The 22,373-nt window shown below is 63.7% G+C and carries 16 protein-coding genes and 1 pseudogene; 9 read left to right on the forward strand and 8 right to left on the reverse strand.

Going from position 1 to position 22,373, the window contains the following annotated elements; genetic code table 11:
- Positions 1-326: 326 nt before the first annotated feature.
- The 8 genes from glnE (at position 327) to PP4_RS01915 (ending at position 10,447) form a co-directional block, all read left to right on the forward strand.
- Positions 327-3,260, forward strand: a complete 2,934-nt coding sequence (gene glnE / locus PP4_RS01880) for a bifunctional [glutamate--ammonia ligase]-adenylyl-L-tyrosine phosphorylase/[glutamate--ammonia-ligase] adenylyltransferase (protein ID WP_016497646.1) — start codon at positions 327-329, stop codon at positions 3,258-3,260.
- A gap of 226 nt (positions 3,261-3,486) precedes the next feature.
- Positions 3,487-4,536: a lipopolysaccharide heptosyltransferase II gene (gene waaF, locus PP4_RS01885; protein ID WP_016497647.1), complete on the forward strand. Its 1,050-nt coding sequence runs from the start codon at positions 3,487-3,489 to the stop codon at positions 4,534-4,536.
- On the forward strand, positions 4,537-5,595 hold the full coding sequence (gene waaC, locus PP4_RS01890; protein WP_016497648.1) for a lipopolysaccharide heptosyltransferase I: 1,059 nt from the start codon (positions 4,537-4,539) through the stop codon (positions 5,593-5,595).
- Positions 5,595-6,719, forward strand: a complete 1,125-nt coding sequence (locus PP4_RS01895) for a glycosyltransferase family 4 protein (RefSeq protein ID WP_016497649.1) — start codon at positions 5,595-5,597, stop codon at positions 6,717-6,719. The genes waaC and PP4_RS01895 overlap by 1 nt, the downstream gene beginning before the upstream one ends.
- Complete coding sequence (rfaP, locus tag PP4_RS01900) at positions 6,716-7,522, forward strand: lipopolysaccharide core heptose(I) kinase RfaP (protein WP_016497650.1); 807 nt, start codon at positions 6,716-6,718, stop codon at positions 7,520-7,522. The genes PP4_RS01895 and rfaP overlap by 4 nt, the downstream gene beginning before the upstream one ends.
- On the forward strand, positions 7,522-8,256 hold the full coding sequence (locus tag PP4_RS01905) for a lipopolysaccharide kinase InaA family protein (protein ID WP_016497651.1): 735 nt from the start codon (positions 7,522-7,524) through the stop codon (positions 8,254-8,256). The genes rfaP and PP4_RS01905 overlap by 1 nt, the downstream gene beginning before the upstream one ends.
- A complete protein-coding gene (locus PP4_RS01910) occupies positions 8,253-9,005 on the forward strand; it encodes a lipopolysaccharide kinase InaA family protein (RefSeq protein WP_016497652.1) in 753 nt (250 codons plus the stop codon). Before PP4_RS01905 ends, PP4_RS01910 begins: the two co-directional genes overlap by 4 nt.
- On the forward strand, positions 9,005-10,447 hold the full coding sequence (locus PP4_RS01915) for a lipopolysaccharide kinase InaA family protein (RefSeq protein ID WP_016497653.1): 1,443 nt from the start codon (positions 9,005-9,007) through the stop codon (positions 10,445-10,447). Before PP4_RS01910 ends, PP4_RS01915 begins: the two co-directional genes overlap by 1 nt.
- A gap of 18 nt (positions 10,448-10,465) precedes the next feature.
- Here the strand turns inward: PP4_RS01915 and PP4_RS01920 are convergent, their stop codons facing one another.
- From PP4_RS01920 to PP4_RS01955, 8 genes are all read right to left on the reverse strand, one after another.
- Positions 10,466-13,243 (reverse strand): dermonecrotic toxin domain-containing protein, encoded by a 2,778-nt coding sequence (locus tag PP4_RS01920; protein WP_016497654.1) that lies wholly within the window; start codon positions 13,241-13,243, stop codon positions 10,466-10,468.
- A 66-nt stretch (positions 13,244-13,309) separates the two neighbouring features.
- A complete protein-coding gene (locus PP4_RS01925) occupies positions 13,310-13,495 on the reverse strand; it encodes a hypothetical protein (RefSeq protein WP_016497655.1) in 186 nt (61 codons plus the stop codon).
- Positions 13,492-14,604, reverse strand: a complete 1,113-nt coding sequence (locus PP4_RS01930; RefSeq protein ID WP_041167499.1) for a PepSY-associated TM helix domain-containing protein — start codon at positions 14,602-14,604, stop codon at positions 13,492-13,494. Before PP4_RS01930 ends, PP4_RS01925 begins: the two co-directional genes overlap by 4 nt.
- A gap of 55 nt (positions 14,605-14,659) precedes the next feature.
- A complete protein-coding gene (locus tag PP4_RS01935; RefSeq protein WP_016497657.1) occupies positions 14,660-17,095 on the reverse strand; it encodes a TonB-dependent siderophore receptor in 2,436 nt (811 codons plus the stop codon).
- A gap of 220 nt (positions 17,096-17,315) precedes the next feature.
- Positions 17,316-18,272 carry a FecR domain-containing protein gene (locus tag PP4_RS01940; RefSeq protein WP_016497658.1) on the reverse strand — a complete coding sequence of 319 codons (957 nt, stop codon included), beginning with the start codon at positions 18,270-18,272 and terminating at the stop codon, positions 17,316-17,318.
- Entirely contained in the window at positions 18,269-18,787 is a 519-nt protein-coding gene (locus tag PP4_RS01945; RefSeq protein WP_016497659.1) for an RNA polymerase sigma factor, read from the reverse strand. The genes PP4_RS01940 and PP4_RS01945 overlap by 4 nt, the downstream gene beginning before the upstream one ends.
- Before the next feature lie 269 nt (positions 18,788-19,056).
- Positions 19,057-19,767: a 3'-5' exonuclease gene (locus PP4_RS01950; RefSeq protein ID WP_016497660.1), complete on the reverse strand. Its 711-nt coding sequence runs from the start codon at positions 19,765-19,767 to the stop codon at positions 19,057-19,059.
- Positions 19,764-21,701: a DUF294 nucleotidyltransferase-like domain-containing protein gene (locus tag PP4_RS01955; RefSeq protein WP_016497661.1), complete on the reverse strand. Its 1,938-nt coding sequence runs from the start codon at positions 21,699-21,701 to the stop codon at positions 19,764-19,766. The genes PP4_RS01950 and PP4_RS01955 overlap by 4 nt, the downstream gene beginning before the upstream one ends.
- Positions 21,702-21,817: 116 nt before the next feature.
- Between PP4_RS01955 and PP4_RS01960 the strand changes: the two are divergent.
- Positions 21,818-22,358, forward strand: a pseudogene (locus tag PP4_RS01960) (response regulator).
- Positions 22,359-22,373 lie beyond the last annotated feature (15 nt).

Here is a 22,373-nt window from a genome sequence, read left to right on the forward strand (position 1 = left end):
TTATGGGCAGACGTCGTGAATTCTTGGATTACCGGGGTGTCTTCCGGCGCCGTGTAGTTTTACTACATTTGCTTGCGCATTTCATGCTTTTACACGACATGGGTAGTAGTAAAACTACATTTCTGCGACGTTTGGTCGCACCTTGGCTTGTGAGGAAAAACGTTCATGGTGGTTGGCATTGTGACGCGAACGGGTGGTTCTTGATGTTTGTTGCCAAGTTTTCTTTTTTTTCAGCTATTTCCAACTTTTGTACGACAGTCCAACCGTGGTCCGGCTTCCCCTTGGCCGCTTTTTCCCTTCTATTTCACGCCGATCAAGGATAGACCATGCGCCTGCCTTTGCCGTCCGATCTGCCCGCCACCCTCCAGCCATTGCTGGCCCGCAACCGGCAATTCCTCAGTGATGCAGTGGCCGCTCACGCCGACCTCGACCTGAATGCCTGGAGCCCGGTGCACCGGCAACAATTCGACCAGGTTGCCGCCGCCAGCGACTTTGTTCTGGGCCTGGCCCAGCGCGAGCCGGCCATGCTGTTCGAGCTGCTGGCCAGTGGCGAGCTGGAGCGGCGTTATGCGCCGGGTGAGCTGCGTGGGCAAATCGCTGCGGCCGCCCAGGCCGCGCAGAGCGACGACGAGCTGGCGCGCAACCTGCGCCGCGCGCGCAACCGCCAGCAACTGCGCATCATCTGGCGCGACATCACCCGCCAGGCAGAACTTGGCGAAACCTGCCGCGACCTGTCGGACCTGGCCGATGCCGCCATCGACGAAGCCTACCAATGGTTATACCCCCGCCATTGCCAGCAGTTCGGCACGCCCATCGGCAACCGCAGCGGCCAGCCGCAGCACATGGTGGTGCTGGGCATGGGCAAGCTGGGGGCGGTGGAGCTGAACCTGTCGTCGGACATCGACCTGATCTTCGGCTTCCCCGAAGGTGGCGAAACCGAGGGGGTGAAGCGCTCGCTGGAAAACCAGGAGTTCTTCACCCGGCTTGGCCAGCGGCTGATCAAGGCGCTGGACCCGGTGACCGTCGATGGCTTCGTGTTCCGCGTCGACATGCGCCTGCGCCCTTATGGCTCGGCCGGCGCACTGGTGCTCAGCTTCAATGCCCTGGAGCAGTATTACCAGGACCAGGGCCGCGACTGGGAACGCTACGCCATGATCAAGGCGCGGGTGGTGGCGGGCGACCAGGCGGCCGGGGCGCAGTTGCAGGAGGTGCTGCGGCCGTTCGTGTACCGCCGTTACCTGGACTTTTCCGCGATCGAAGCGCTGCGCACCATGAAGCAGCTGATCCAGCAGGAAGTGCGGCGCAAGGGCATGGCCGACAACATCAAGCTGGGTGCCGGTGGCATCCGCGAGGTGGAGTTCATCGCCCAGGCCTTCCAGCTGATCCACGGCGGGCGCGACCTCAGCCTGCAGCAGCGGCCGTTGCTCAAGGTGCTGGCCACCCTCGAGGGCCAGGGTTACCTGCCGCCGGCAGTGGTCGCCGAGCTGCGCGAGGGCTATGAGTTCCTGCGCTATACTGAGCACGCAATCCAGGCCATCGCCGACCGCCAGACGCAAATGCTGCCGGAAGGTGAGACCGACCAGGCGCGGGTGGCCTACATTCTCGGCTTTGCCGACTGGCAGAGCTTCCACGACCAGTTGATGTACTGGCGTGGCCGTATCGACTGGCACTTCCGCCAGGTGATCGCCGACCCGGATGACGAAGACGGTGAGGGCGAACTGGTGGTGGGCGGCGAATGGTCGCCGCTGTGGGAGCAGGCACAGGACGAGGAAGCCGCTGGCCGGCAGCTGGAAGAGGCCGGTTTCAAGCAGCCCGTCGAAGCCCTGCGGCGCCTGGCCGGGTTGCGCTCCAGCCCGCAGTTGCGCTCGATGCAGCGTATCGGCCGTGAACGCCTGGATGCCTTCATCCCGCGGCTGCTGGCCCAGGCGGTGGAACATGACAACCCCGACCTGGTGCTTGAACGTGTGTTGCCGCTGGTCGAGGCGGTGGCGCGGCGTTCTGCCTACCTGGTGCTGCTGACCGAAAACCCGGGTGCCTTGCGCCGTCTGCTGACGTTGTGCGCCGCCAGCCCGTGGATTGCCGAACAAATTGCGCACTACCCGCTGCTGCTCGACGAATTGCTCAACGAAGGCCGCTTGTTCAGCCCGCCACTGGCCCCAGAGCTGGCCAGCGAGTTGCGCGAACGCCTGACGCGCATCCCCGAAGACGACCTGGAGCAGCAGATGGAAGCGCTGCGCCACTTCAAGCTGGCGCACAGCCTGCGTGTGGCAGCTTCGGAAATCAGCGGCAACCTGCCGTTGATGAAGGTCAGCGACTACCTGACCTGGCTGGCCGAAGCCATCCTCGACCAGGTGCTGGCCCTTGCCTGGCGCCAGACCGTGGCCCGCCACGGCCAGCCCAGGCGCAGCGACGGCAGTCTGTGCGACCCAGGGTTCATCATCATTGGTTACGGCAAGGTCGGTGGCCTGGAGCTGGGCCATGGCTCGGACCTGGACCTGGTGTTCATCCACGACGGCGACCCGCACGCAGAAACCGACGGCAGCAAGCCCATCGACAGTGCGCAGTTCTTCACCCGCCTGGGCCAGCGCATCATTCACTTGCTGGCCACCCAGACCAACTCGGGCCAGCTGTATGACGTGGACATGCGCCTGCGCCCGTCCGGTGCTTCCGGGCTGCTGGTCAGTTCGCTGGGTGCATTCGAGCGCTACCAGCAGAACGAAGCGTGGACCTGGGAGCACCAGGCGCTGGTGCGAGCCCGCGTGCTGGTGGGTTGCAAGCAGGTGGGCGCGGCGTTCGAAGGCGTGCGCGCCAAGGTGCTGGGCCAGACACGCGACCTGGAGAAACTGCGCACCGAAGTGAGTGAAATGCGCGCCAAGATGCGCGGCAACCTCGGTACCAAGGCCACGGCTGCCGGTACCGCGGCCAATGCCTTCGAGGCCGGTGTGCCGTTTGATATCAAGCAAGATGCCGGCGGTATCGTCGATATCGAATTTATGGTGCAATACGCCGCTTTGGCCTGGTCTCACGACCATCCGGCCATACTCCGATGGACCGATAACATCCGCATTCTGGAAGAGCTGGAGCAGGCGAACCTGATGCCGGCCAGTGACGCGGTGCTGTTGCGTGAAGTGTACAAGGCGTTCCGCTCGGCCTCGCACCGCCAGGCCCTGCAGAAGCAGGCCGGGGTGATCGACGCGACGCAATTTGCCGATGAACGCCGCGAAGTGCGGCGGATCTGGGGTGAATTGGGTTTGACTTGAGAGTGCTGGGGCCGCTTTGCGGCCCATTCGCAGCACAAGGCTGCTCCTACAGGGGAACGCGATCCCTTGTAGGAGCAGCCTTGTGCTGCGAATGGGCTGCAAAGCAGCCCTAAAGGTTTATGCCTCACCACCGGTGTTACACTGTCCGCCACATAGCCTGAATATAAAGAGGGGAGGCCAGGCTGTACCGCAGCCTGTAGCCTCCCCGAGCGTTTCTGGACTAAGCATGAGAATACTGATCATTGGCCCCAGCTGGGTCGGCGACATGGTGATGGCGCAGACCTTGTTCCAGTGCCTGAAACAGCAGCACCCCGACTGCGTGATCGACGTGCTGGCCCCCGAGTGGAGCCGGCCGATCCTGGAGCGTATGCCCGAGGTACGCCAAGCCTTGAGCTTCCCGCTCGGCCACGGCGCGCTGGAGCTGGCTACGCGTCGGCGTATCGGCAAATCCCTGGCCGGCCAGTACGACCAGGCCATCCTGCTGCCCAATTCGCTGAAGTCGGCCTTGGTGCCGTTCTTCGCTGGCATCCCCAAGCGTACCGGCTGGCGCGGTGAACTGCGCTTCGGCCTGCTGAACGATGTGCGCAAGCTGGACAAGGCCCGCTACCCGCTGATGATCGAGCGCTTCATGGCCTTGGCCTACGCGCCCGGCGCCGAGCTGCCGCAGCCGTACCCGCGCCCCAGCCTGCAGATCGAAGCGCAAAGCCGCGATGCTGCACTGGCCAAGTTCGGCCTGGAGCTGGACCGCCCAGTGCTGGCGCTGTGCCCTGGCGCCGAGTTCGGTGAGGCCAAGCGTTGGCCAGTCGAGCATTACGCTGCGGTGGCCGACGCGATGGTCCGCCAGGGCTGGCAGGTATGGCTGTTCGGCTCGAAGAACGACCACCCGGTCGGTGAGCAGATCCGCGACCGGCTGATCCCGGGTTTGCGTGAAGAATCGTCCAACCTCGCCGGTGAAACCTCGCTGGCCGAGGCCATCGACCTGATGTCCTGTGCCCATGCCGTGGTGTCCAACGACTCCGGCCTGATGCACGTGGCCGCCGCGCTGAACCGCCCGCTGGTGGCGGTGTACGGCTCGACGTCGCCCGGCTTCACCCCGCCGCTGGCCGACCAGGTAGAGGTGGTGCGTACCGGTATCGAGTGCAGCCCATGCTTCGACCGTACCTGCCGTTTCGGCCACTACAACTGCCTGCGCCTGCTGGAACCGGGCAAAGTCATCGCCGCCCTGCACAGCCTGAGCGGGCCGGACCTGATCGATACCGTGGCCGAGGTCGACTAAGTGCGGGTACTGATCATCAAGACCTCGTCGCTGGGTGATGTGATCCACACCCTGCCGGCGCTCACCGATGCCGCCCACGCCATCCCGGGCATTCGTTTCGACTGGGTTGTGGAAGAAGGCTTTGCCGAAATCCCCAGCTGGCACCCTGCGGTCGACCAGGTTATCCCGGTGGCCATTCGCCGCTGGCGCAAGAACCTTTGGCAAACCCTCAAGAGCGGCGAGTGGAAGGCGTTCAAGCAGCGTGTGCGCGAGCGCAAGTACGACCTGGTGATTGACGCCCAGGGCCTGGTCAAGTCGGCTTGGCTGACCCGTTACGTGAAGGCCCCGGTCGCCGGCCTGGACCGCTACTCGGCCCGTGAAGGCTGGGCCAGCCGCTTCTATGACCGGCGCCTGTCGGTTGCCACCGGCCAGCACGCGGTGGAGCGGGTGCGCCAGCTGTTCGCCATGGCCCTGGCCTACGACTTGCCAGAAGGCATTGGCGACTACGGGCTGGACCTGGAGCGCCTGCAATTGCCGCCCGCCGCGCCTTACGTGGTGTTCTTGCATGGCACCACCTGGGCGACCAAGCACTGGCCCGAAGCCTACTGGCGCGAGCTGGCCGAGCGCATGGGCCGGCGCAAGCTGGAAGTGCGCCTGCCTTGGGGCAACCCGGCCGAAAAGGCGCGCGCCGAGCGCATTGCACAGGGCTTGAACAACTGCCAGGTGCTCCCCAAATTGAACCTTGCCGGCGTTGCGCGTGTATTGGCGGCGGCAAAAGCCTGTGTGGCGGTCGATACCGGCCTTGGCCACCTGGCAGCGGCACTCGATGTGCCGACCATTTCGCTGTTCGGCCCGACCAACCCGGGCCTGACGGGTGCCTACGGACGGACCCAGATTCACCAGGCCAGTGACTGGCCTTGCGCTCCCTGCCTGCAGAAGAAGTGCACCTATAAACCGAGCGCTGACGACCTGCGCCGGTTCGATCTGAAACGCGAGTGGCCGCTGTGCTTCACTCGCCTGAATCCCGAGCATGTGGCGGGCCGCTTGAGCGCGTTGCTGCTGGCTGAGGATGTCCGTTGATGCAACTGGCTTTCGTGCTTTACAAATATTTCCCCTTCGGCGGGCTGCAGCGCGATTTCATGCGCATTGCCCTGGAATGCCAGAAGCGGGGCCACCAGATCCGTGTGTACACGCTGATCTGGGAGGGTGACATTCCGCCGGGCTTCGAAGTGCTGGTGGCGCCGGTGAAGGCGATTTTCAACCACCGTCGCAACGAGAAGCTCAGCGCCTGGATGGCCGCCGACCTGGCCAAGCGCCCGGTCGACCGCCTGATCGGCTTCAACAAGATGCCGGGGCTGGACGTGTACTACGCCGCCGACGGCTGCTTCGAAGACAAGGCGCAGACCCTGCGTGGCGGCCTGTACCGCCGCTGGGGCCGCTACCGGCACTTTGCCGAGTACGAGCGTGCGGTGTTCGCCAAGGACGCCCACACCGAAGTGTTGATGATTTCCGAGGTGCAGCAGCCGCTGTTCATCAAGCACTACGGCACCCCGGTGGAGCGCTTCCACCTGCTGCCGCCGGGCATTTCCCAGGATCGCCGCGCGCCGGCCAACGCTGCCGAGATACGCGCCGAGTTCCGCAAGGAATTCAACCTGGGCGATGACGACCTGTTGCTGGTACAGATTGGCTCGGGCTTCAAGACCAAAGGTGTGGACCGTAGCCTGAAGGCGCTGGCCGCGCTGCCATCGGCCCTGCGCAAACGCACGAAGCTGATGGTGATCGGCCAGGACGACCCCAAGGTGTTCCAGCTGCAAAGCGCCACCCTCGGGCTGGGCGACCAGGTGCAGTTCCTCAAGGGCCGCAGCGACATCCCGCGTTTCCTGCTGGGTGCCGACGTGCTGATTCACCCGGCGTACAACGAGAACACCGGCACCGTGCTGCTTGAAGCGCTGGTGGCCGGCCTGCCGGTACTGGTGTCCAAAGTGTGCGGTTACGCCCACTACATTGCCGAGGCCGATTGCGGCCTGGTGCTGGACGAACCGTTCGAACAGGACCAGCTCAACGGTTACCTGCAACGCATGCTCGAAGACCCGCAGGCCCGCGCCAGCTGGTCGCGCAACGGCCTGGCGTTTGCTGAAACCGCCGATCTGTACAGCATGCCGCAGCATGCTGCCGACGTGATCCTGGGGCAGAAAACCGTATGAAGCTGATACTGGCCGAACCGTTCAAGCGCCTGTGGGCCGGGCGTGATGCCTTCGATGCCGTAGAAGCGCTGCAAGGCGAGGTTTATCGCGAGCTGGAAGGGCGCCGCACGTTGCGTACCGTAGTGGCTGGCGAGGGTTTTTTCGTCAAGATCCACCGCGGCATCGGCTGGGGCGAGATCTTCAAGAACCTGTTCACCGCCAAGCTTCCGGTGCTCGGTGCCGGCCAGGAATGGCGGGCTATCCAGCGCCTGCACGAGGTGGGTGTGCCGACCATGACCGCAGTCGCCTATGGCGAGCGGGGCAGCAACCCGGCCACGCAGCACTCGTTCATCATCACCGAGGAACTGGCGCCCACCATCAGCCTGGAAGACTTCAGTATCGACTGGGCCAAGCAGCCGCCCGAGCCGCGGCTGAAGCGTGCGCTGATCGCCGAAGTGGCGAAGATGACTGGCGGCATGCACCGCGCCGGGGTCAACCACCGCGACTGCTACATCTGCCACTTCTTGCTGCACACCGACCGCCCGGTAACGGCGGACGATTTCAAGCTGTCGGTGATCGACCTGCACCGCGCCCAGACCCGTGCAACCATTAGCCGCCGCTGGCGCGACAAGGACTTGGCCGCGCTGTACTTCTCGGCGCTGGACATCGGCCTGACCCAGCGCGACAAGCTGCGCTTCCTGCGGGGTTATTTCCAGCGCCCGCTGCGCCAAGTGCTGAAGGACGAAGCCCAGTTGCTCACCTGGCTGGAGCGCAAGGCGCAGAAACTCTACGACCGCAAACAACGCTACGGGGATGCGCTCTGATGGCGGGCTGGACACTGGCGCCGGGTTACGAACATCTGGCGACGGACTTCGGCAGCCTCGATGCGGTATTTGCCCTGCAAGGCGAGCGCCTGACCCGCGACCCGCTCAGCGAGGTGGTGCGCATCGAGCGTGACGGGGTCAACTACTACGTCAAGCGCTACACCGGCGCCGGCAAGCACATGCGCCGCTATCTGGGCCGGCCGCGCATCAAGGCCGAATGGCAGAACCTCAAGCAATTCGCCAAGTGGGGCATCCCTACCGCGGAAGTGGTGGCCTGGGGGCTGGAGCGCAAGGGCCTGGCCTTTGGTCGTGGGGCGATGATCACCCGCGAGCTGCCGAACACCGAAGACCTGTCGGCACTCGCCGAGCGCAACGATGCGCGCCTTGCCGACCGCGCCTGGGTCGACCACCTCAGCCGCCAGCTGGCGCGCCATACCCGGGTCATGCACGAGCACCGCTTTGCTCACAACGACCTGAAGTGGCGCAACCTGCTGGTCGATGACCAGGGCACGCTATTCTTCATCGACTGCCCCACCGGCGACTTCTGGCGCGGGTTCATGTGGCGGCACCGGATGATCAAGGACCTGGCGTGCCTGGACAAAGTGGCCAAATACCACCTGTCGGCCACCCAGCGCCTGCGTTTCTATCTGCAATACCGTGGCCGCGACCGGCTGAATGAGCGTGACAAGAAGCGCATTCGCCAGGTGCTGGGCTTTTTCGAGGGAAGGGAATGACCGATTACCTGGCCAGCGCGGACCTCGCGCTGCTCAAACGCCATGGCCTGGACGACTTCGAGGCGCTGTGGGCCTTGCAACTTGAGGCAGTGGATGAACCCAACACCGGCCGTGGCGGCTGGAGCAGCGTGTTCCGCCTGGAACTCGAAGGCAAGGGCTACTACCTCAAGCGCCAGAGCGACTACCTGACCCGCACCCTGCACCGGCCGTTTGGCGAGCCCACCTTCGCCCGCGAATTCCGCAACATCAGCCGCTACCAGAAGCTGCACATTCCGGCCTTGCAGGCGGTGTTCTATGGCGAGCGCAAGCAGGGCGGCAAGCACCGGGCCATCCTGATGACCCGCGCGCTGGACGAGTGGGCCGACCTCGACAGCCTGCTGGCCCAGTGGCCACAGCTGGGCGATGCCGAACGCAATGGCATCCTCAAGGCGTGCGGCCAGCTGGCGCGCACCCTGCACAGCGCCGGCCAGGTGCATGGCTGCTTCTACCCCAAGCACATTTTCCTGCGCCAGCGCCGTGAAGGCTGGGACGCGCAACTGATCGACCTGGAAAAGACCCGGCCATTGCTGCTCGGCATGCGTGACCGCCTCAAGGACCTGGAGCCGCTGCTGCGCCGCGCCCCGGCCTGGAGCGAGGCCGATGTGCGGACAATGCTGGCGACCTACCTGGCGCAGCCGGCTGACAGCACGCTGGTGAACAACTGGTTGCAACGCCTGACGCAACGCCGTCGTGAAAAAGAGGCCCGCTGATGCGTTTGTCCGAACTGAAAGATGCCGGGCGCAGCCCGTCGTTGCCCTTGAACATCACCCTGGCGGATGCCGCCGGCAGCGCCGAGTTGCAACTGCTCAGCCTGCTGCGCGTGTTGCCGGGCCAGCGCTATGTTGGCGCCGGAGTGTGGCGCGGAACCCCGGTGCTGGCCAAGCTGCTGGTGGGCGGTAACGCCGCCCGGCATTTCCAGCGCGAACTGCAAGGTGTGAAGCTGCTGGCCGAGCAAGGCCTGACCACGCCAAAACTGTTGGCCGATGGCCTCAAGGAAGGCGAGGGCGGCTGGCTGCTGTTCGAATTCCTCGACGGCGCCGAAAGCCTGGCCGATGCCTGGGCGGCGGTGGAAAACCTGCCGGTGCTGGCTGACGAGCAACATCTGGTATTGGGTGAAGCACTGACGGCTGTCGCGCACATGCACGCCCAGGGCCTTTGGCAGGAAGACCTGCACCTGGACAACCTGCTGCGCCATGGCGGCAAGCTGTACCTGATCGACGGCGCCGGTATCAAGGCCGAAACGCCTGGCCAGCAACTGTCACGCCCGCGGGTGCTGGAAAACCTCGGGGTGTTCTTCGCCCAGTTGCCCAAGCGCCTGGAACCGTTCATCGAAGAGCTGCTGGTGCACTACCTGCTGGCCAACGCCGAGCATGCGTTGCCCCTGGAAGCCCTGCAAAAGCAGGTGGACAAGGTGCGCAACTGGCGCCAGAAGGACTACCTGGACAAAGCGGGCCGCGAGTGCAGCCTGTTCAGCGTCCAGCGCAGCCTTTCGGGCTTGCAGGCGATCCGCCGCACCGAAGTCGACGCCATGCAGCGGGTGCTGGAGCAGGCCGATGCGCTGATCGAAAAGGGCCACCTGTACAAGACCGGTGGCGCCGCCAGCGTGGCGCGTATCGAGGTGAACGGTCGCAAGCTGGTGCTCAAGCGCTACAACATCAAGAACACCGCGCACTGGTTCAAGCGCTTCTGGCGCCCGAGCCGGGCCTGGCATTCGTGGATTGAAGGCCACCGCCTGGAATTCCTCGGCATCGCCACGCCTCGCCCTCTCGCGGTGCTGGAACAGCGGGTGCTGGGCCTGCGTAGCCGTGCCTACCTGGTCACCGAGTATGTCGACGGCCCGGACCTGACGGCATGCTTCGCGCCCTACGTCGAAAGTGGCGATGCACCCGAGGAGCAAGTGGATGCCTTGGTCCATGTGATGCAGCAGCTGATTCGCGAGCGTATCAGCCATGGGGACTTCAAAGGCCATAACCTGTTCTGGCACAACGGCCAGTGGTCGCTGATCGACCTTGATGCCATGTGCCAGCACGCCACCCAGCTCAGCTTCGCCCCGGCCTATGCCCGCGACCGGGCACGGCTGCTGCGCAACTGGCCGAGTGGCAGTGCCTTGCATCAGCGACTGGACCGGCTTTTGCCAAAACTGGTCGAGTAAGGCAGCCGGTTCGGGCTTTCATTGGGCTGGCGGTGGTTGGTCTGGCAGTGTCAGCCAGTCACTGCTGCGCCCTGCCTGGCGAACGCGTATCAGCCACTGGCCGCTTTCGTGACGCATCACCGCCCACGGCACCACCCCGGCGTTGTCGGGGCTAGCCATCTGCAAGTGGTAATGATCCGGCAGCAGGTGGCGGCGCACCGGCAACTGCCCGCTCTCGAGCCCCAGGTACAACTGGTCGTCAGCCTCGAAGAGCCCTTGTTCGCTATTCAGTGGCAGGCCAGCCACAGGCACCTGCAGGTAGCAGTCTTGCAGTAACTGCTTAAGGTCGGGCAGCCCGTCGTACCAGAGTACCGGTGAGTCGATGACCCACTGCCCGTCGGCCTTGCGCTTGAGCGGCTGCTGCAGGTAGGTGTCTGGCTGGGCAGGGTCGATGGCCCGCCAGCGGTAGCCATCGAAGCTGACCTGATAATAGCGGTTGTCGTTGTCCTTGACGAAGTACAGCGACTGCCCCCCAAACACCGAACTTTGCTCGTATACACCTTCACCGTAGATACCGTCTATGCGATAGCGCAGGCTGCTGCTCGGTTGTACCTGTTGGCGTGCGGGCAGCGGCAGTGGCGGTTGTTTGGGGATCCCGCGCAGGGATCGGCGTAGCACTCTGGAGCCCAGAAAACTGGTACCTGCATCGTTGAGGTGGCTAAGCGCCTGATACGCATGCCGCATCACCCCTTCGACATCCTCTTGCTTGAAGGCCTCGGCGCCGTCCCAGATATCGATTGCCATGCGGCCGATCGACAGCACCAGCAGCGCACGGTTCGGCAGCAGCAGGCTGATGAAGTCCAGTAAGCGCCAGCTCAGCGCCATGACCGATTCCACGTTCACTTCCCTGGTCGTCATGCTGTCGGCATCGGCCTGAGCGATCAGCGCCCGGGCTTCGGCCATGTAGTAAACGAAGAAAAGGTCGTCCTTGATCTCAGGTGTCGTCAAATGTGTGCTCATGCGCCCCTTGTCCAGCAGCCGCTGCACCGTGACGGCAGGTAGCAATGGCAGGCGCAGGGCTACGTATGCTCTTAATGCGGGCTGTTGGCGCAATGTGCGAAGCAGTTCGCGGGTTGTTCGGAAACGCCGCCAGGCCCTGCGGTCGGGGGCATCCGGGGTGTACAGCACACATGCCGGAGACTTGTAGGTGATGCTGTTAAGCAGAAGCACCCCCTGCAGGGTATGACCCATGATGTTCAGCTGCCGGACAGTGACCGGGTAGCCTGCTACCGGCGCACGCAAGGCATTGTGTGGTTGGTCCAGCACTGCGCGCACCCAGTTGTAGCCGTGTTCGAAAGGGTCTTCGCCAAAGTGCCCTGCGTAGCGCGCCTTGACTGCTTCAGCGTGCATGCGTGCACGGTTGACCTTGCTGTGCGCAGTGAGCCGCCATTTGCCCGCTCTGGAACTGATAAGTTGGGTGCGCAGGTACTCTGCGTAACTGTCACCCACGTTCAGTTCCCGGACCATGTGCTTGACATACTGCGGCGTGAGCCCGGCGGGCATGGCATTGCCATGGGCATGGATCACCCGGGCAGTAAGCCAGTAGTCGGTATCGAACCACGGCAAGTTCTTGAGGGCGATCTCTTCGAGGGTGTTGATTTCCTCGACCATTTCGACCATCTCGTCGCCCACGCGTCGCATGCCTGCATAGGTGACATAGGATGAGATGGCGAAGGGATGCAGGACGGCGCCAGTGCGGCGGGCACGCACGACCACGATCTTGATATCGCGGGGATCTGCGGCGTACCCCAGGTCATGGCGCAGCCGCTCGCGAAGGCGTGCGTTGGCCCAGCCCAGCAGGCTATTGCGTTGCTTGAAGTCGTTGAAGCTCAGCACCCCCGGTGCGGCAGCCTGCTCGGCGATTGCCACCAGCTCTTGCATCGCCTGCATCATATGGCTCAGGCCTTGCGCAGATGTATTGCGCAGCCAGTTCGGCAGGTTCTTCTCAAGCAATCGGGAGTAACGTGTCTGCAGGATGGGTTTGGCGCCGACTTCGTGCCAGAGCTCCATGGCTTTATGTATTCGGTTGGGCTGGGGTGAGCTGCTCCACAAGCCGGTGTCACTCAAGCGTTGGCGCTGGGCTTCTATCACACTGTCGATCTGGGCCTCCAGCAGGCTATCGGCGTACCAGTCATAGCGCAGGCGCTGTGACAGCCGCACGCGGTCCGCCTGCGCGTCAGTGTACAGATGCAGCAGCGGTTTGCTCTGGAGTGGGTCTTCCAGGCGTTCGCAAAGCTCCTGGTGCAGTGCGGCAAGGGACTCGAAGGCCTCAACGCCTTGTGAGAGGCTGCACAGCAACGCCATGCCTGCGGCATCCTCGGGTGTGAGCATAGGGCCCTCGGCGGTGCCGGCAACGATGATCAGTGTGCCTGGCAGGTAGCTTCGCCAGTTGGGCCGTAGGCCTTCCAGCAGAACGCGGTAGACCTGTGGCCTTTTGGCCAGGGGCATATGCCTGCGCTGGGAGGGTAGTGGCTGTTGCAGGCAGGCCCATAGTTGATCGGCTGAGCGGTAGCCCAAGGTCTCGTCGCCCAGGCGCAATTCAACCTCGGCCAGCATCAGCGCCTTGCGCAGTGCCAGCAGCTTTTGTCTTGGGGTTTCGCCTTGCTCATCGGCCGTGGTCCAGAAGCTGGCCAGTTCGCCGTGCAACCAAGTGCGTGTGTCGGGGTTGATGGGGTGCTGAAGGGCAATCGTCGGAAGGCCGCCGAGCAGGTCACTGATCTGTCGGTCGATCTGTTCCAGTTGTTCGAGGGGGCGCATGGGGCGGGTCCTTGGTTGAGGAAAACCCCATGCTGGCAATACCTGCGGTTGCGTGGCGGTAGCGGGCTAGCGCCCCCGACGCCAGAGCAGCCCGCGCAGGCTCAACAGGGCCGGCAGGCCCAGGCCGGCCCATGCCAGAACGTCCCAGCCACCGTCGCCAAGCAGTGCGGCGAACAGGCCCAGGAACCCAAGCATGGCAATCAACGCTGGCCATGCGAAGAGGCGTGCAGTGGATTGCGACCTGTGGCTCATGCGCGCACCTCCCTGGGTTTGCGCTGCTTGCCCCACCACAGGTAGAGGCCGCTGCCGAGCACGATGATTGTCAGCACGTCCAGCAAAGCCCAGAGGATTTGCATCGGTCGCCCGCCGTAATCGCCAAAATGCAACGGCTGCGACAGGCCCATGGCATCCATGTACCAGGGACGGTCGCCTACGGCAGTCACAGCAAGGGTGCGAGCATCGATCAATACCGGCGTGAACAGGTGAGAACTCAGGTGTGTGGCACCGTTCATGAATACCGCATAGTGGTGCTCGCTGGAGAACCGCGTGCCTGGAAAAGCGATGAAGTCCGGGCGCATGCCGGGGGCGGCCTGTTCGGCAATTTCCAGCAGGCGAGTGGCTGGGGCGCGATCGACGAGCGGCGTCGCGTCGCGGTAGGGGGCAACCATCGCTGCCAGGCTGTCGTTGCGCCAGGCCGCGATGACCAGGTCGGACAGGGCACTGATCACGCCCGTTACGCCCACGGTCAGCGCCCAGGCCAGGGTAACTGCGCCGATCAGGTTGTGCAGGTCGAGCCAGCGTAGGCGGCGGGACTTTTCGTGGCGCACGGTGCCGAAGGCGAGACGGCGCATGAACGGCGCATAGAGCACGGTGCCGGAGACAATCGCGACGATGAACAGCACGCCCATGAAGGCCAGCAGCAGCTTGCCGGGCAGGCCGGCGAACATGTCCACGTGCAGGCGCAGCATGATCATCATGAAGCCGCCATTGGCAGCCGGCATGGCCACTGCTTCGCCGGTGCGGGCGTCGAGCATGAAGGTGTGCGACAGGTTGGGGTCGGTGCCAGCGGTAGCGGCGGTGATGGCCACCACGCCGTTGGGTTCGTCCTCCTCATAGCCGAAGTACTGCACCACCTCGCCGGGGCGGTGTTGTTCGGCTTTCAGTACAAGCTGCTGCAGGTCGAGGTGCGGGGTGCCAGCTGGCATTTCACGCAGTTCGGGGGCGTCGCCGAGCAGGTGTTCGAGTTCGTGGTGGAAGATCAGCGGCAGGCCGGTGAGTGCCAGCAGCAACAGGAACAGGGTACAGACCAGGCTGCTCCAGGTATGGATCACGGACCAGCGGCGGATGGTTGGGCTTTTCATCACGGTACCGATTTTTGCCTGTTGGAACGGGGGCCGCAACGCGGCCCCCGTTCACTCAGAACTTGTAGTTGACGCTGGCGACCACGTTGCGTTCGTCGCCGTAGTAGCAGTAGTACCCGTCGCACGTCGACAGGTAGTCCTTGTTGAACAGGTTTTTCGCATCTACGGCCACGGTCACGCCTTTGAGTGTGCTGTTCAGGCGGCCCAGGTCGTAATGTACAGAGGCGTCGTAGACAGTGTACGAGCCCACATGGCCCCAGTCGGTATTCGTGGTGTTGCCGTAGGTGTCGCCCACATAGCGCACGCCAACGCCTACGCCAAAGCCGTCCAGTGCCCCGCTGTGCCAGGTGTAGTCGGCCCAGGCAGTGGCCTGGTTACGCGGAACCTGTGCCATGCGCTTGCCTTTCTCTTCACTGGTGCCTTTGGTGATTTCGCTGTCGTTATAGGTGTAGGAGCCCACCAGCTTGAGGTTCTCGCTCACATCCGAAGTAGCCTCAAGCTCAAGGCCTTTCACACGCACTTCGCCAACCTGGCGGGTGACGCCACCCTCGGTCACCGACATGTTCTGCTGCGTCAGGTCGAATACAGCTGCGGTGAACAGGCTTTTGCTGCCTGGCGGTTGGTATTTGATACCCAGCTCGTACTGCTTGCCTTCGGTCGGCTTGAATGCATCGGTGCTATTGACGGCGGAGCCGGTCGCGGCTTGGAACGACTCGGCATAGGAGATGTAAGGCGTCAGGCCGCTATCGAACACATAGCTGAGTGCTGCGTTACCACTGAACTTCTTGTCGCGCTGGGTATTGGTAGCATCGCCCTGATTGTGGAAGGTGGTGCCGGTGTGCACCCAGTCCTCACGTCCACCCAGGGTCAGGCGCCAGTTGTCCAAGGCCATCTGGTCTTGGGCGTACAGGCCGGTCTGCTGGGTCTTCTGATCGTAGTCGTACATGTCGAAGTACTGGACGTTCGAGAAATCCTGGCCGTATACCGGGTTATGGATATTGCTTGATGGCACGCCGGCCGAGCCCCAACGCCAGCGAGCATTGCTGTCCGAGCGCTGATGGTCGAGGCCTAGCAGTAGGGTATGGGCGAGCTGGCCAGTCTGGAAATCGGCTTGGAAGTTATTGTCCACTGCGAACTGGGAGATATCTTCTTCGACGATACCGGCAGTACGTTGCACGGTGCCATCGGCGCTGACAGCTTCGTCCGGCCCAGCTGGCCAGATCGAGCCACCGGCAGTAATGCCCTTGAAATCCAGTTCGTTGCGCGCATAGCGTAGGTTCTGGCGGAACTGCCAAGTATCGTTCAGACGGGTTTCAAACGCATAGCCCAAGTGGTAATAGGTGCGGTCGTAGGATTCCCAATCCGGGTCACCCAAGTTCTTGTGGTGAGAAATTTTGCCAGCCGGGCTGTCCAGCTTGGTGCCTTGCAGAGGCAAGAACTGGCCAGTAATGCCAGTATCATCGCGGGTGTACTGGGAGATGAAGGTCAGCTTGGTGTCGTCGTTGATATTCCAAGTCAGGCTGGGCGCGATGTTATAGCGCTTGTCCGGTATATGGTCGATCGGCGAGCCGCTGTCACGCACGGTACCGCTCACTCGGTACAGGAACTGGCCTTCATCGTCGAGCTTGCCGGTGCTGTCGAAGTTGATCTGCTTGTGATTGTTGCTGCCAACCTGGGCTTCGATTTCATGGCTGCTTTCCAGCTGCGGTCGACGGCTGGTCATGTCCAGCAGCCCGCCTGGCGGGGTCTGACCGTACACTGATGAAGCTGGGCCGCGCAGCACGGCGATGCGCTCTAGGTTCCAGGGTTCAATTTTGGGAGTGGCATAGTTCCCCTTGGGCAATGGCAGGCCATCAAGGAACTGGGTGGGCACAAAACCACGTACCAGCAACCAATCGCTGCGGGAGTCGGAGCCGTAGCCGCTGCTCTGCACGCCTGCCGTGTAGCGCAGGGCATCATTCAGGCTGAGTACTGGGCGATCCTCCATCTGCTGCCGGGTGATCACGCTTACCGAGCGGGGTAGTTCGGCGATGGCGGTATCTGTCTTGGTGCTCGCTGCCGTGCGGGTTGCGGTGTAACCCTCGACCGCCCCCCAGGCGCTTTCATAATTGGACGTAGCGTTGATGGCCGTCTCTGGCAGCGCCAATGCCCCTTCTTGTGTGGCCACCAGGCTGTAGCTACCCACGCTGCTCTGTTGCAACTGCAGGCCGGTACCGCGCAGGGCCGCTTGCAGGGCGCCGAGGCCGTCGTACTGGCCGCTTACCGGGGCCGAGGTGCGGCCGCTTACCAGTGCCGGGTCGATGGCCAGGGCAATGCCGGCCTGGCTGGCGATCTGGTTGAGGGTGGTGGCTAGCGGCGCGCTGGGCAGGTTGTAGGCGCGCGGCGTGGATAGCTCGGCGGCGAACAAGGCGGAGCTTGCCAGCGGGGCGGCCAGGCCGATGGCCAGGGCCATCAGGCTGGGGCGCAGGATACGATCAACGGCACGGGACATGCGGCGGTTCCTCGACGGGTAAGTGCTTGCTGCTTCCTTGCCGAGCGAGAATTGAAAAGTGACAGGGTGAATCTGAAAAATATTGAGAGTTATTTGAAATGAATGTTTGCCTGTACCGGCCTCTTCGCGGGCTTGCCCGCTCCCACAGGTACACCACAGAGCATGAAACTTGTGGGGTACCTGTGGGAGCGGGCGAGCCCGCGAAGAGGCCAGAGAAGGTTTATTTGGGAACGACGTTGACCCACCATTGGGTATGCCGCTCGATCTTCACCGGCAAGGGCGGCACCAACGACTCCAGCGCCAGGTTGGTGTTGGTCAGCGGGAAGCTGCCGGTCACGCGCAGGTCGGCGACTTGCTCGTCTACCCCCAGGTGGCCGCTGCGGTACTTGCCCAGTGCGGCCAGCAGGTCGCCCAGCCGCACGTTGTCCACCACCAGCATGCCGCGGGTCCAGGCATCGGCCCCGACCGGTACTGCGCCGACCTGGCCGAGGCCGTTGGCGTTCATCAGTACCTGCTGGCCTTCGCGCAGCACTTGCTCGTCGCCACTGTTGTGCGGCATGGCTGCGACCGAGGCTTGCAGTACTTCCAGGCGTGTACCGTCGGCTTCGCGGCGCACCAGGAAGCGCGTGCCTAAAGGCCGCAGGCGGCCATCGTCGGTGCGTACCAGCAGCGGGCGCGGGTCCTGGTGGCCGGTTTCGACCGAGATCTCGCCCTGGTGCAGCACGATTACCCGCTGCTCGCCGGCGTAGTCGATGTCTACGGCGGTGTGGGTGTTCAGGCTCAGCAGTGTGCCGTCTTCCAGGCGCAGGGTACGCAGCTCGCCGGTAGCGGTACGCTGGTCGGCCAGCCAGTAGCTTGGGGCCAGCGACGGTGCGCCGACCCAGGCTAGCAGCGACCCGAGCAGGAACATGCCAGCAAGCCCGCCGCCCACATTGCCGATGCGTCGACGCAGGCTGGTGCGTGATTGCAGCAACGCCTGGCGTGCCGGGCCGGCCGCGGCGCTGACGCGCTGGTCCATGGCGCCGAGCTGGCGCCAGGCACGCGCGTGTTCTTCGCTGGCGGCATGCCAGCGCATGAATTCGTTGCGTTCATCGGGCGTGCCGCTGGCGTCGCCGAGGCTGAGTTTCCAGGCGATGGCAGCTTCCAGTACCTGGGACGAAACCGGTGCGTTGCTCACGTCGGTTCCCCGTACAGGGCCACATAGCACTGGCGCATGCCTTGGGCGATGTACTGGCGCACCCGCGACACCGACACACCCAGGCGCTCGGCGATTTCGCCATGGCCCATGCCGTCCAGGCGGTTGTGCAGGAATGCCGCCCGGGCCTTGCTCGACAGCTTGCCGAGCAGCCGGTCGATGGCCTTGAGGTCTTCGAGGATCAGCAGCTGCACTTCCGGGGAAGGTTGTTCGGCTTCCGGGATCAGCGCCAGCTCGGCCAAATAGGCCTGTTCCAGCGCGGCGCGGCGAAAGTGGTCGAACATCAGCCCTTTGGCCACGGCGGCCAGAAACGCACGGGGTTCGCGGGGCGTGTCCAGCTGCTCACGGCCGAGCAGGCGCACGAAGGTGTCCTGGCTCAGGTCTTCGGCACGTTGGCGGCAGGCCATGCTGCGTTGCAGCCAGGCGAGCAGCCAGCCGCGGTGGTCGCGGTACAGCGCACCGACCAGATCGGCGTGTGGGCTCTGTGCTGAAGACAAGCAGCGTCCCCCCGGAACGAATGCATTAACTAACGATAATTATTCGCGATTGTTGCAGAGGGGAGGGGGTGGGTGCAATGGACGCTTATCGGATTGCCACCATGGAAAAGGCTGATGGCCCAATCGCCGGCAAGCCAGCTCCCACAGGGATCGTATGATTTTCAAGCCTTGTGCAGCCCTGTGGAGCAGGTGTCGAGTACTTTTCAGGGGTTGTGCAGTACCGTGGGAGCTGGCTTGCCGGGGATTGGGCCAGTCAGGCCAATGCAAAGCTACAGGCCATGACTCTGTGCTTTGCGCCGCCGCCACCCACGCAACCGCTGCTCCAGTTGCAACGGGCTGTCCAGCTGCTGGCGCCGGGCCTGGCTGAACAGTATCAGCGCCAGCTCTGCGGTCACCTGGGCATCGGCACTGGCATGGTGGCGCTCTTCCACCTGCAAACCAAACCGCGCCACCCAGTCATCCAGCCCGGCCTCGCGCAGCACCGTGTCGGGGTTTAGCATCGGCGCCAGTTCGGCAACGTCGAGGAACAGTGACTGCAGACGATGCCCAAGGCTTTCCTTCAGCGCACGGGCCAGCATGCGCTGGTCGAAGGGCGCATGAAACGCCAGCACCGGGCTGTTGCCAATGAAATCGAGCAAGTCGAGCAGGGCCTCGGCCGGGTCGCAACCGGCGGCAAGGGCGCCGGGGCCCAGGCCATGAATCAGCACGCTGGCGTTGGTCTTCTGCAAAGGCCTGTGCAGGGTGCGTTCGAACTGCTGGGCAAAATCGATGGCGCCGTCTTCGATGGCCACTGCGCCAATCGACAATACCTGGTCCCGGTTGGGGTTGAGCCCGCTGGTTTCCAGGTCCAGCACCACCCAGCGCTGTTCACGCAGGGTGCATACCCCCAGCGGCGTGGGCTTGGGCAACCGGCTCAGGCGCTGGCGTGTGGCGGGGTCCAGTTCGGGCGCGCTGGGGCGTAGCCAGGTGAACAGGCTCATAGCTGGTACCGCAGGGCCAGGCTGCTTTGCAGGCGCTGGGCCTGGCGCAGCGCCTCGCGCAGGATGCGCCGGTCCAGGTGGTTGAGGCTGTCCGGGTCGAGGCGGTTGGAGTAAGGCAGGTTGTCGCGAGCCTGGCGCTGGTGCTGCTGCATGCGGGTTTGCTGGATGAAGTGGTAAGCCTCTTCATAGGCCGCGCCATCCAGTGGCTCGATCACGCCCTTGGCCACCAGCTGGCGCAGCCGCTCCAGGGTGTTGCAGGCACCGACGCCATTGGCCAACGCCAATAGCCGGGCACCGTCGACGAAGGGCGTCAGGCCCTGAACCTTGAGGTCGAGGGTGGCGGCCTTGTCATTGCCCTGGCGGGTCAGCACGAACTCGCGCAGGCGGCCCACCGGCGGGCGCTGGCGCAAGGCGTTTTCCGCCAGCATGCGCTGGAAGATGCGGTTGTCGGCCACTTGGTCCAACAGGCGTTGGCGCAGTTGTTCGCAACCTTGCTCATCGCCCCACACCACGCGCAGGTCGAAGTAGATGCTCGAGCCCAGCAGGTTCTCCGGGCTGGCTTCACGAACAAAGCCGGCAAAGCGCCGTGCCCACTCGCTGCGTGACAGGCACAGGTCAGGGTTGCCGGCCATGACGTTGCCCTTGCACAGGGTAAAGCCGCACTGGGCCAGGCACTGGTTGATGTACTGCGCCAGCGGCAGCAGGCGGGCACGGATGGCGTCGGCTTCAGCGCTGTCGGCGGCTTCGAAGAGGATGCCGTTGTCCTGGTCGGTGTGCAGGGTCTGCTCGCGGCGTCCTTCGCTGCCAAAGCACAACCAGCTGAACGGCATGCCCGGGTCGCCGCGCTCGGCCAGCGCCAGCTCGATCACCCGGCACACGGTGTGGTCGTTGAGCAGGGTGATGATCTGGGTGATCTGCGTGGACGATGCGCCATGGGCCAGCATGCGCTCCACAAGCTGGCTGATTTCCCCGCGCAGCGAGACCAGAGTGTCCAGCCGAGGCGCATGGCGGATGGTGCGCGCCAGGTGCACCAGGTCGACCCGTTGCAGCGAGAACAGGTCACGCTCGGAAACCACCCCGCACAAGCGCCGGTTTTCCACCAGGCACACGTGGGCGATATGCCGCTCGGTCATGGCCATGGCCGCGTCGAAGGCGCTGGCCTGAGGGCTGAGGTAGAAGGGTTTGACCGTCATGTGCCGCTCGATGGGCGCGCCCAGGTCGGCATCCGCCGAGGCCACCACCTGGCGCAGGTCGCGCAGGGTGAAGATGCCGGTGGGGTAGCGCTGCGCGTCGACCACCACGATGCTGCCGACCTGCTGCTCGTGCATCAGCCGCACGGCTTCGCGCAGCGGGGTTTGTGCCGTGCACACCACCGGGTGACGCATGGCCAGCTCACCCAAGGGCGTGTTCAGCGAATACTGGGTGCCGAGGGTTTCCACAGCGCGCTGTCGTACCTGCTGGTTGACCTGGTCGAGCAGGCTGCTGACCCCGCGCAGGGCAAAATCCCGAAACACTTCAGACATCGAGAACACGCGGATGAACGCGGCCTTGTTCAACTGCAGGCAGAACGTATCTTCGCCGGCCAGGTGCTCGGTGCGTGTGGCTCGCTCGCCCAGCAGGGCGGCGAGCGGGAAGCACTCGCCACTGGTGATTTCGAAGGTGGTTTCCACGCCAGGCTTGACCAGGTGCTGGCGCTCGCCAACCACGCGGCCCTGTTTAACGATGTAGAAGTGCTCAACCGGCCCGTCGGCAGGTTTGACGATGCTTTCGCCGCAGGCATAGAAGCGCAGCTGGCACTGCTCGACCAGGTAGGCCAGGTGGCTGTGCTCCATCTGGTTGAACGGCGGAAAGCGCTGCAGGAACTGCAGGGTGCCTTGGATGTTCTGCAGTACTGCTGTCCTGCCCGCCTGGCTGTAGGCGTCCTTTTTGCTCATGAAACTGACCGTATCGCTACGCCGAACTATATATATCTATATATAGGTGCCGGCCTTGTTGTTCTCTGCCTCCATGGTCGGCTTGCGGCGGGGTGGTGCCCATTGGACGTAAGTCTATGAACGCCCCTGTCAAAGACCCGACGAAAGGCGAAACGGGTTACGCGAGTAATGTGGTCCTAAGGCTGAAGCGGAATTTTTTTTGACGAGATGAGCATGCCTGAGCACACCGACATCCTGAGCGACGCCGAGCGTGAGGCCTTGGCCGTGGTAAGTGCGCCTGTGGCGCCCAGGCCGTTGGTGCTGATCGTTGATGACAATCCGGTGAACAGCGAGGCCCTTGGCTATTTCCTGAAAAGCAGGGGTATCGACAGCATGATCGCCGATGGTGCCCAAGAGGCATTATGGAAGCTGCACTGGGAGCCGAGGATCGCACTGATGATCACGGATCTGCGCATGGAGCCCTGGGACGGGATCGACTTGATCCGCCAGGTAAGGGAGTCGAAGTGGGCAGCGTTGTCGATCATCGTGGTGTCGGGCGACACTGATGTGAAAGAGGCCGTGGACGTGATGCACCTGGGGGTGGTGGATTTCCTGCTCAAGCCGGTCGACCTGGGCAAGCTGCTGGAACTGGTGAAGAAGGAACTGAAAATCGAGTAAGTAGTGGCCTGCTCC

This window comes from Pseudomonas putida NBRC 14164 (genome assembly GCF_000412675.1).
Lineage (GTDB): Bacteria > Pseudomonadota > Gammaproteobacteria > Pseudomonadales > Pseudomonadaceae > Aquipseudomonas > Aquipseudomonas putida.

Excerpts from the sequence above, each read along its gene's own strand:
- PP4_RS01955 (WP_016497661.1), bottom strand. The coding sequence starts at position 21,701 with ATGAGCAAAAAGGACGCCTACAGCCAGGCGGGCAGGACAGCAGTACTG.
- glnE (WP_016497646.1), top strand. The coding sequence starts at position 327 with ATGCGCCTGCCTTTGCCGTCCGATCTGCCCGCCACCCTCCAGCCATTG.
- PP4_RS01895 (WP_016497649.1), top strand. The coding sequence starts at position 5,595 with ATGCAACTGGCTTTCGTGCTTTACAAATATTTCCCCTTCGGCGGGCTG.
- PP4_RS01950 (WP_016497660.1), bottom strand. The coding sequence starts at position 19,767 with ATGAGCCTGTTCACCTGGCTACGCCCCAGCGCGCCCGAACTGGACCCC.
- PP4_RS01905 (WP_016497651.1), top strand. The coding sequence starts at position 7,522 with ATGGCGGGCTGGACACTGGCGCCGGGTTACGAACATCTGGCGACGGAC.
- PP4_RS01915 (WP_016497653.1), top strand. The coding sequence starts at position 9,005 with ATGCGTTTGTCCGAACTGAAAGATGCCGGGCGCAGCCCGTCGTTGCCC.
- PP4_RS01920 (WP_016497654.1), bottom strand. The coding sequence starts at position 13,243 with ATGCGCCCCCTCGAACAACTGGAACAGATCGACCGACAGATCAGTGAC.
- PP4_RS01910 (WP_016497652.1), top strand. The coding sequence starts at position 8,253 with ATGACCGATTACCTGGCCAGCGCGGACCTCGCGCTGCTCAAACGCCAT.
- rfaP (WP_016497650.1), top strand. The coding sequence starts at position 6,716 with ATGAAGCTGATACTGGCCGAACCGTTCAAGCGCCTGTGGGCCGGGCGT.
- waaF (WP_016497647.1), top strand. The coding sequence starts at position 3,487 with ATGAGAATACTGATCATTGGCCCCAGCTGGGTCGGCGACATGGTGATG.
- PP4_RS01930 (WP_041167499.1), bottom strand. The coding sequence starts at position 14,604 with ATGAAAAGCCCAACCATCCGCCGCTGGTCCGTGATCCATACCTGGAGC.
- PP4_RS01925 (WP_016497655.1), bottom strand. The coding sequence starts at position 13,495 with ATGAGCCACAGGTCGCAATCCACTGCACGCCTCTTCGCATGGCCAGCG.
- PP4_RS01935 (WP_016497657.1), bottom strand. The coding sequence starts at position 17,095 with ATGTCCCGTGCCGTTGATCGTATCCTGCGCCCCAGCCTGATGGCCCTG.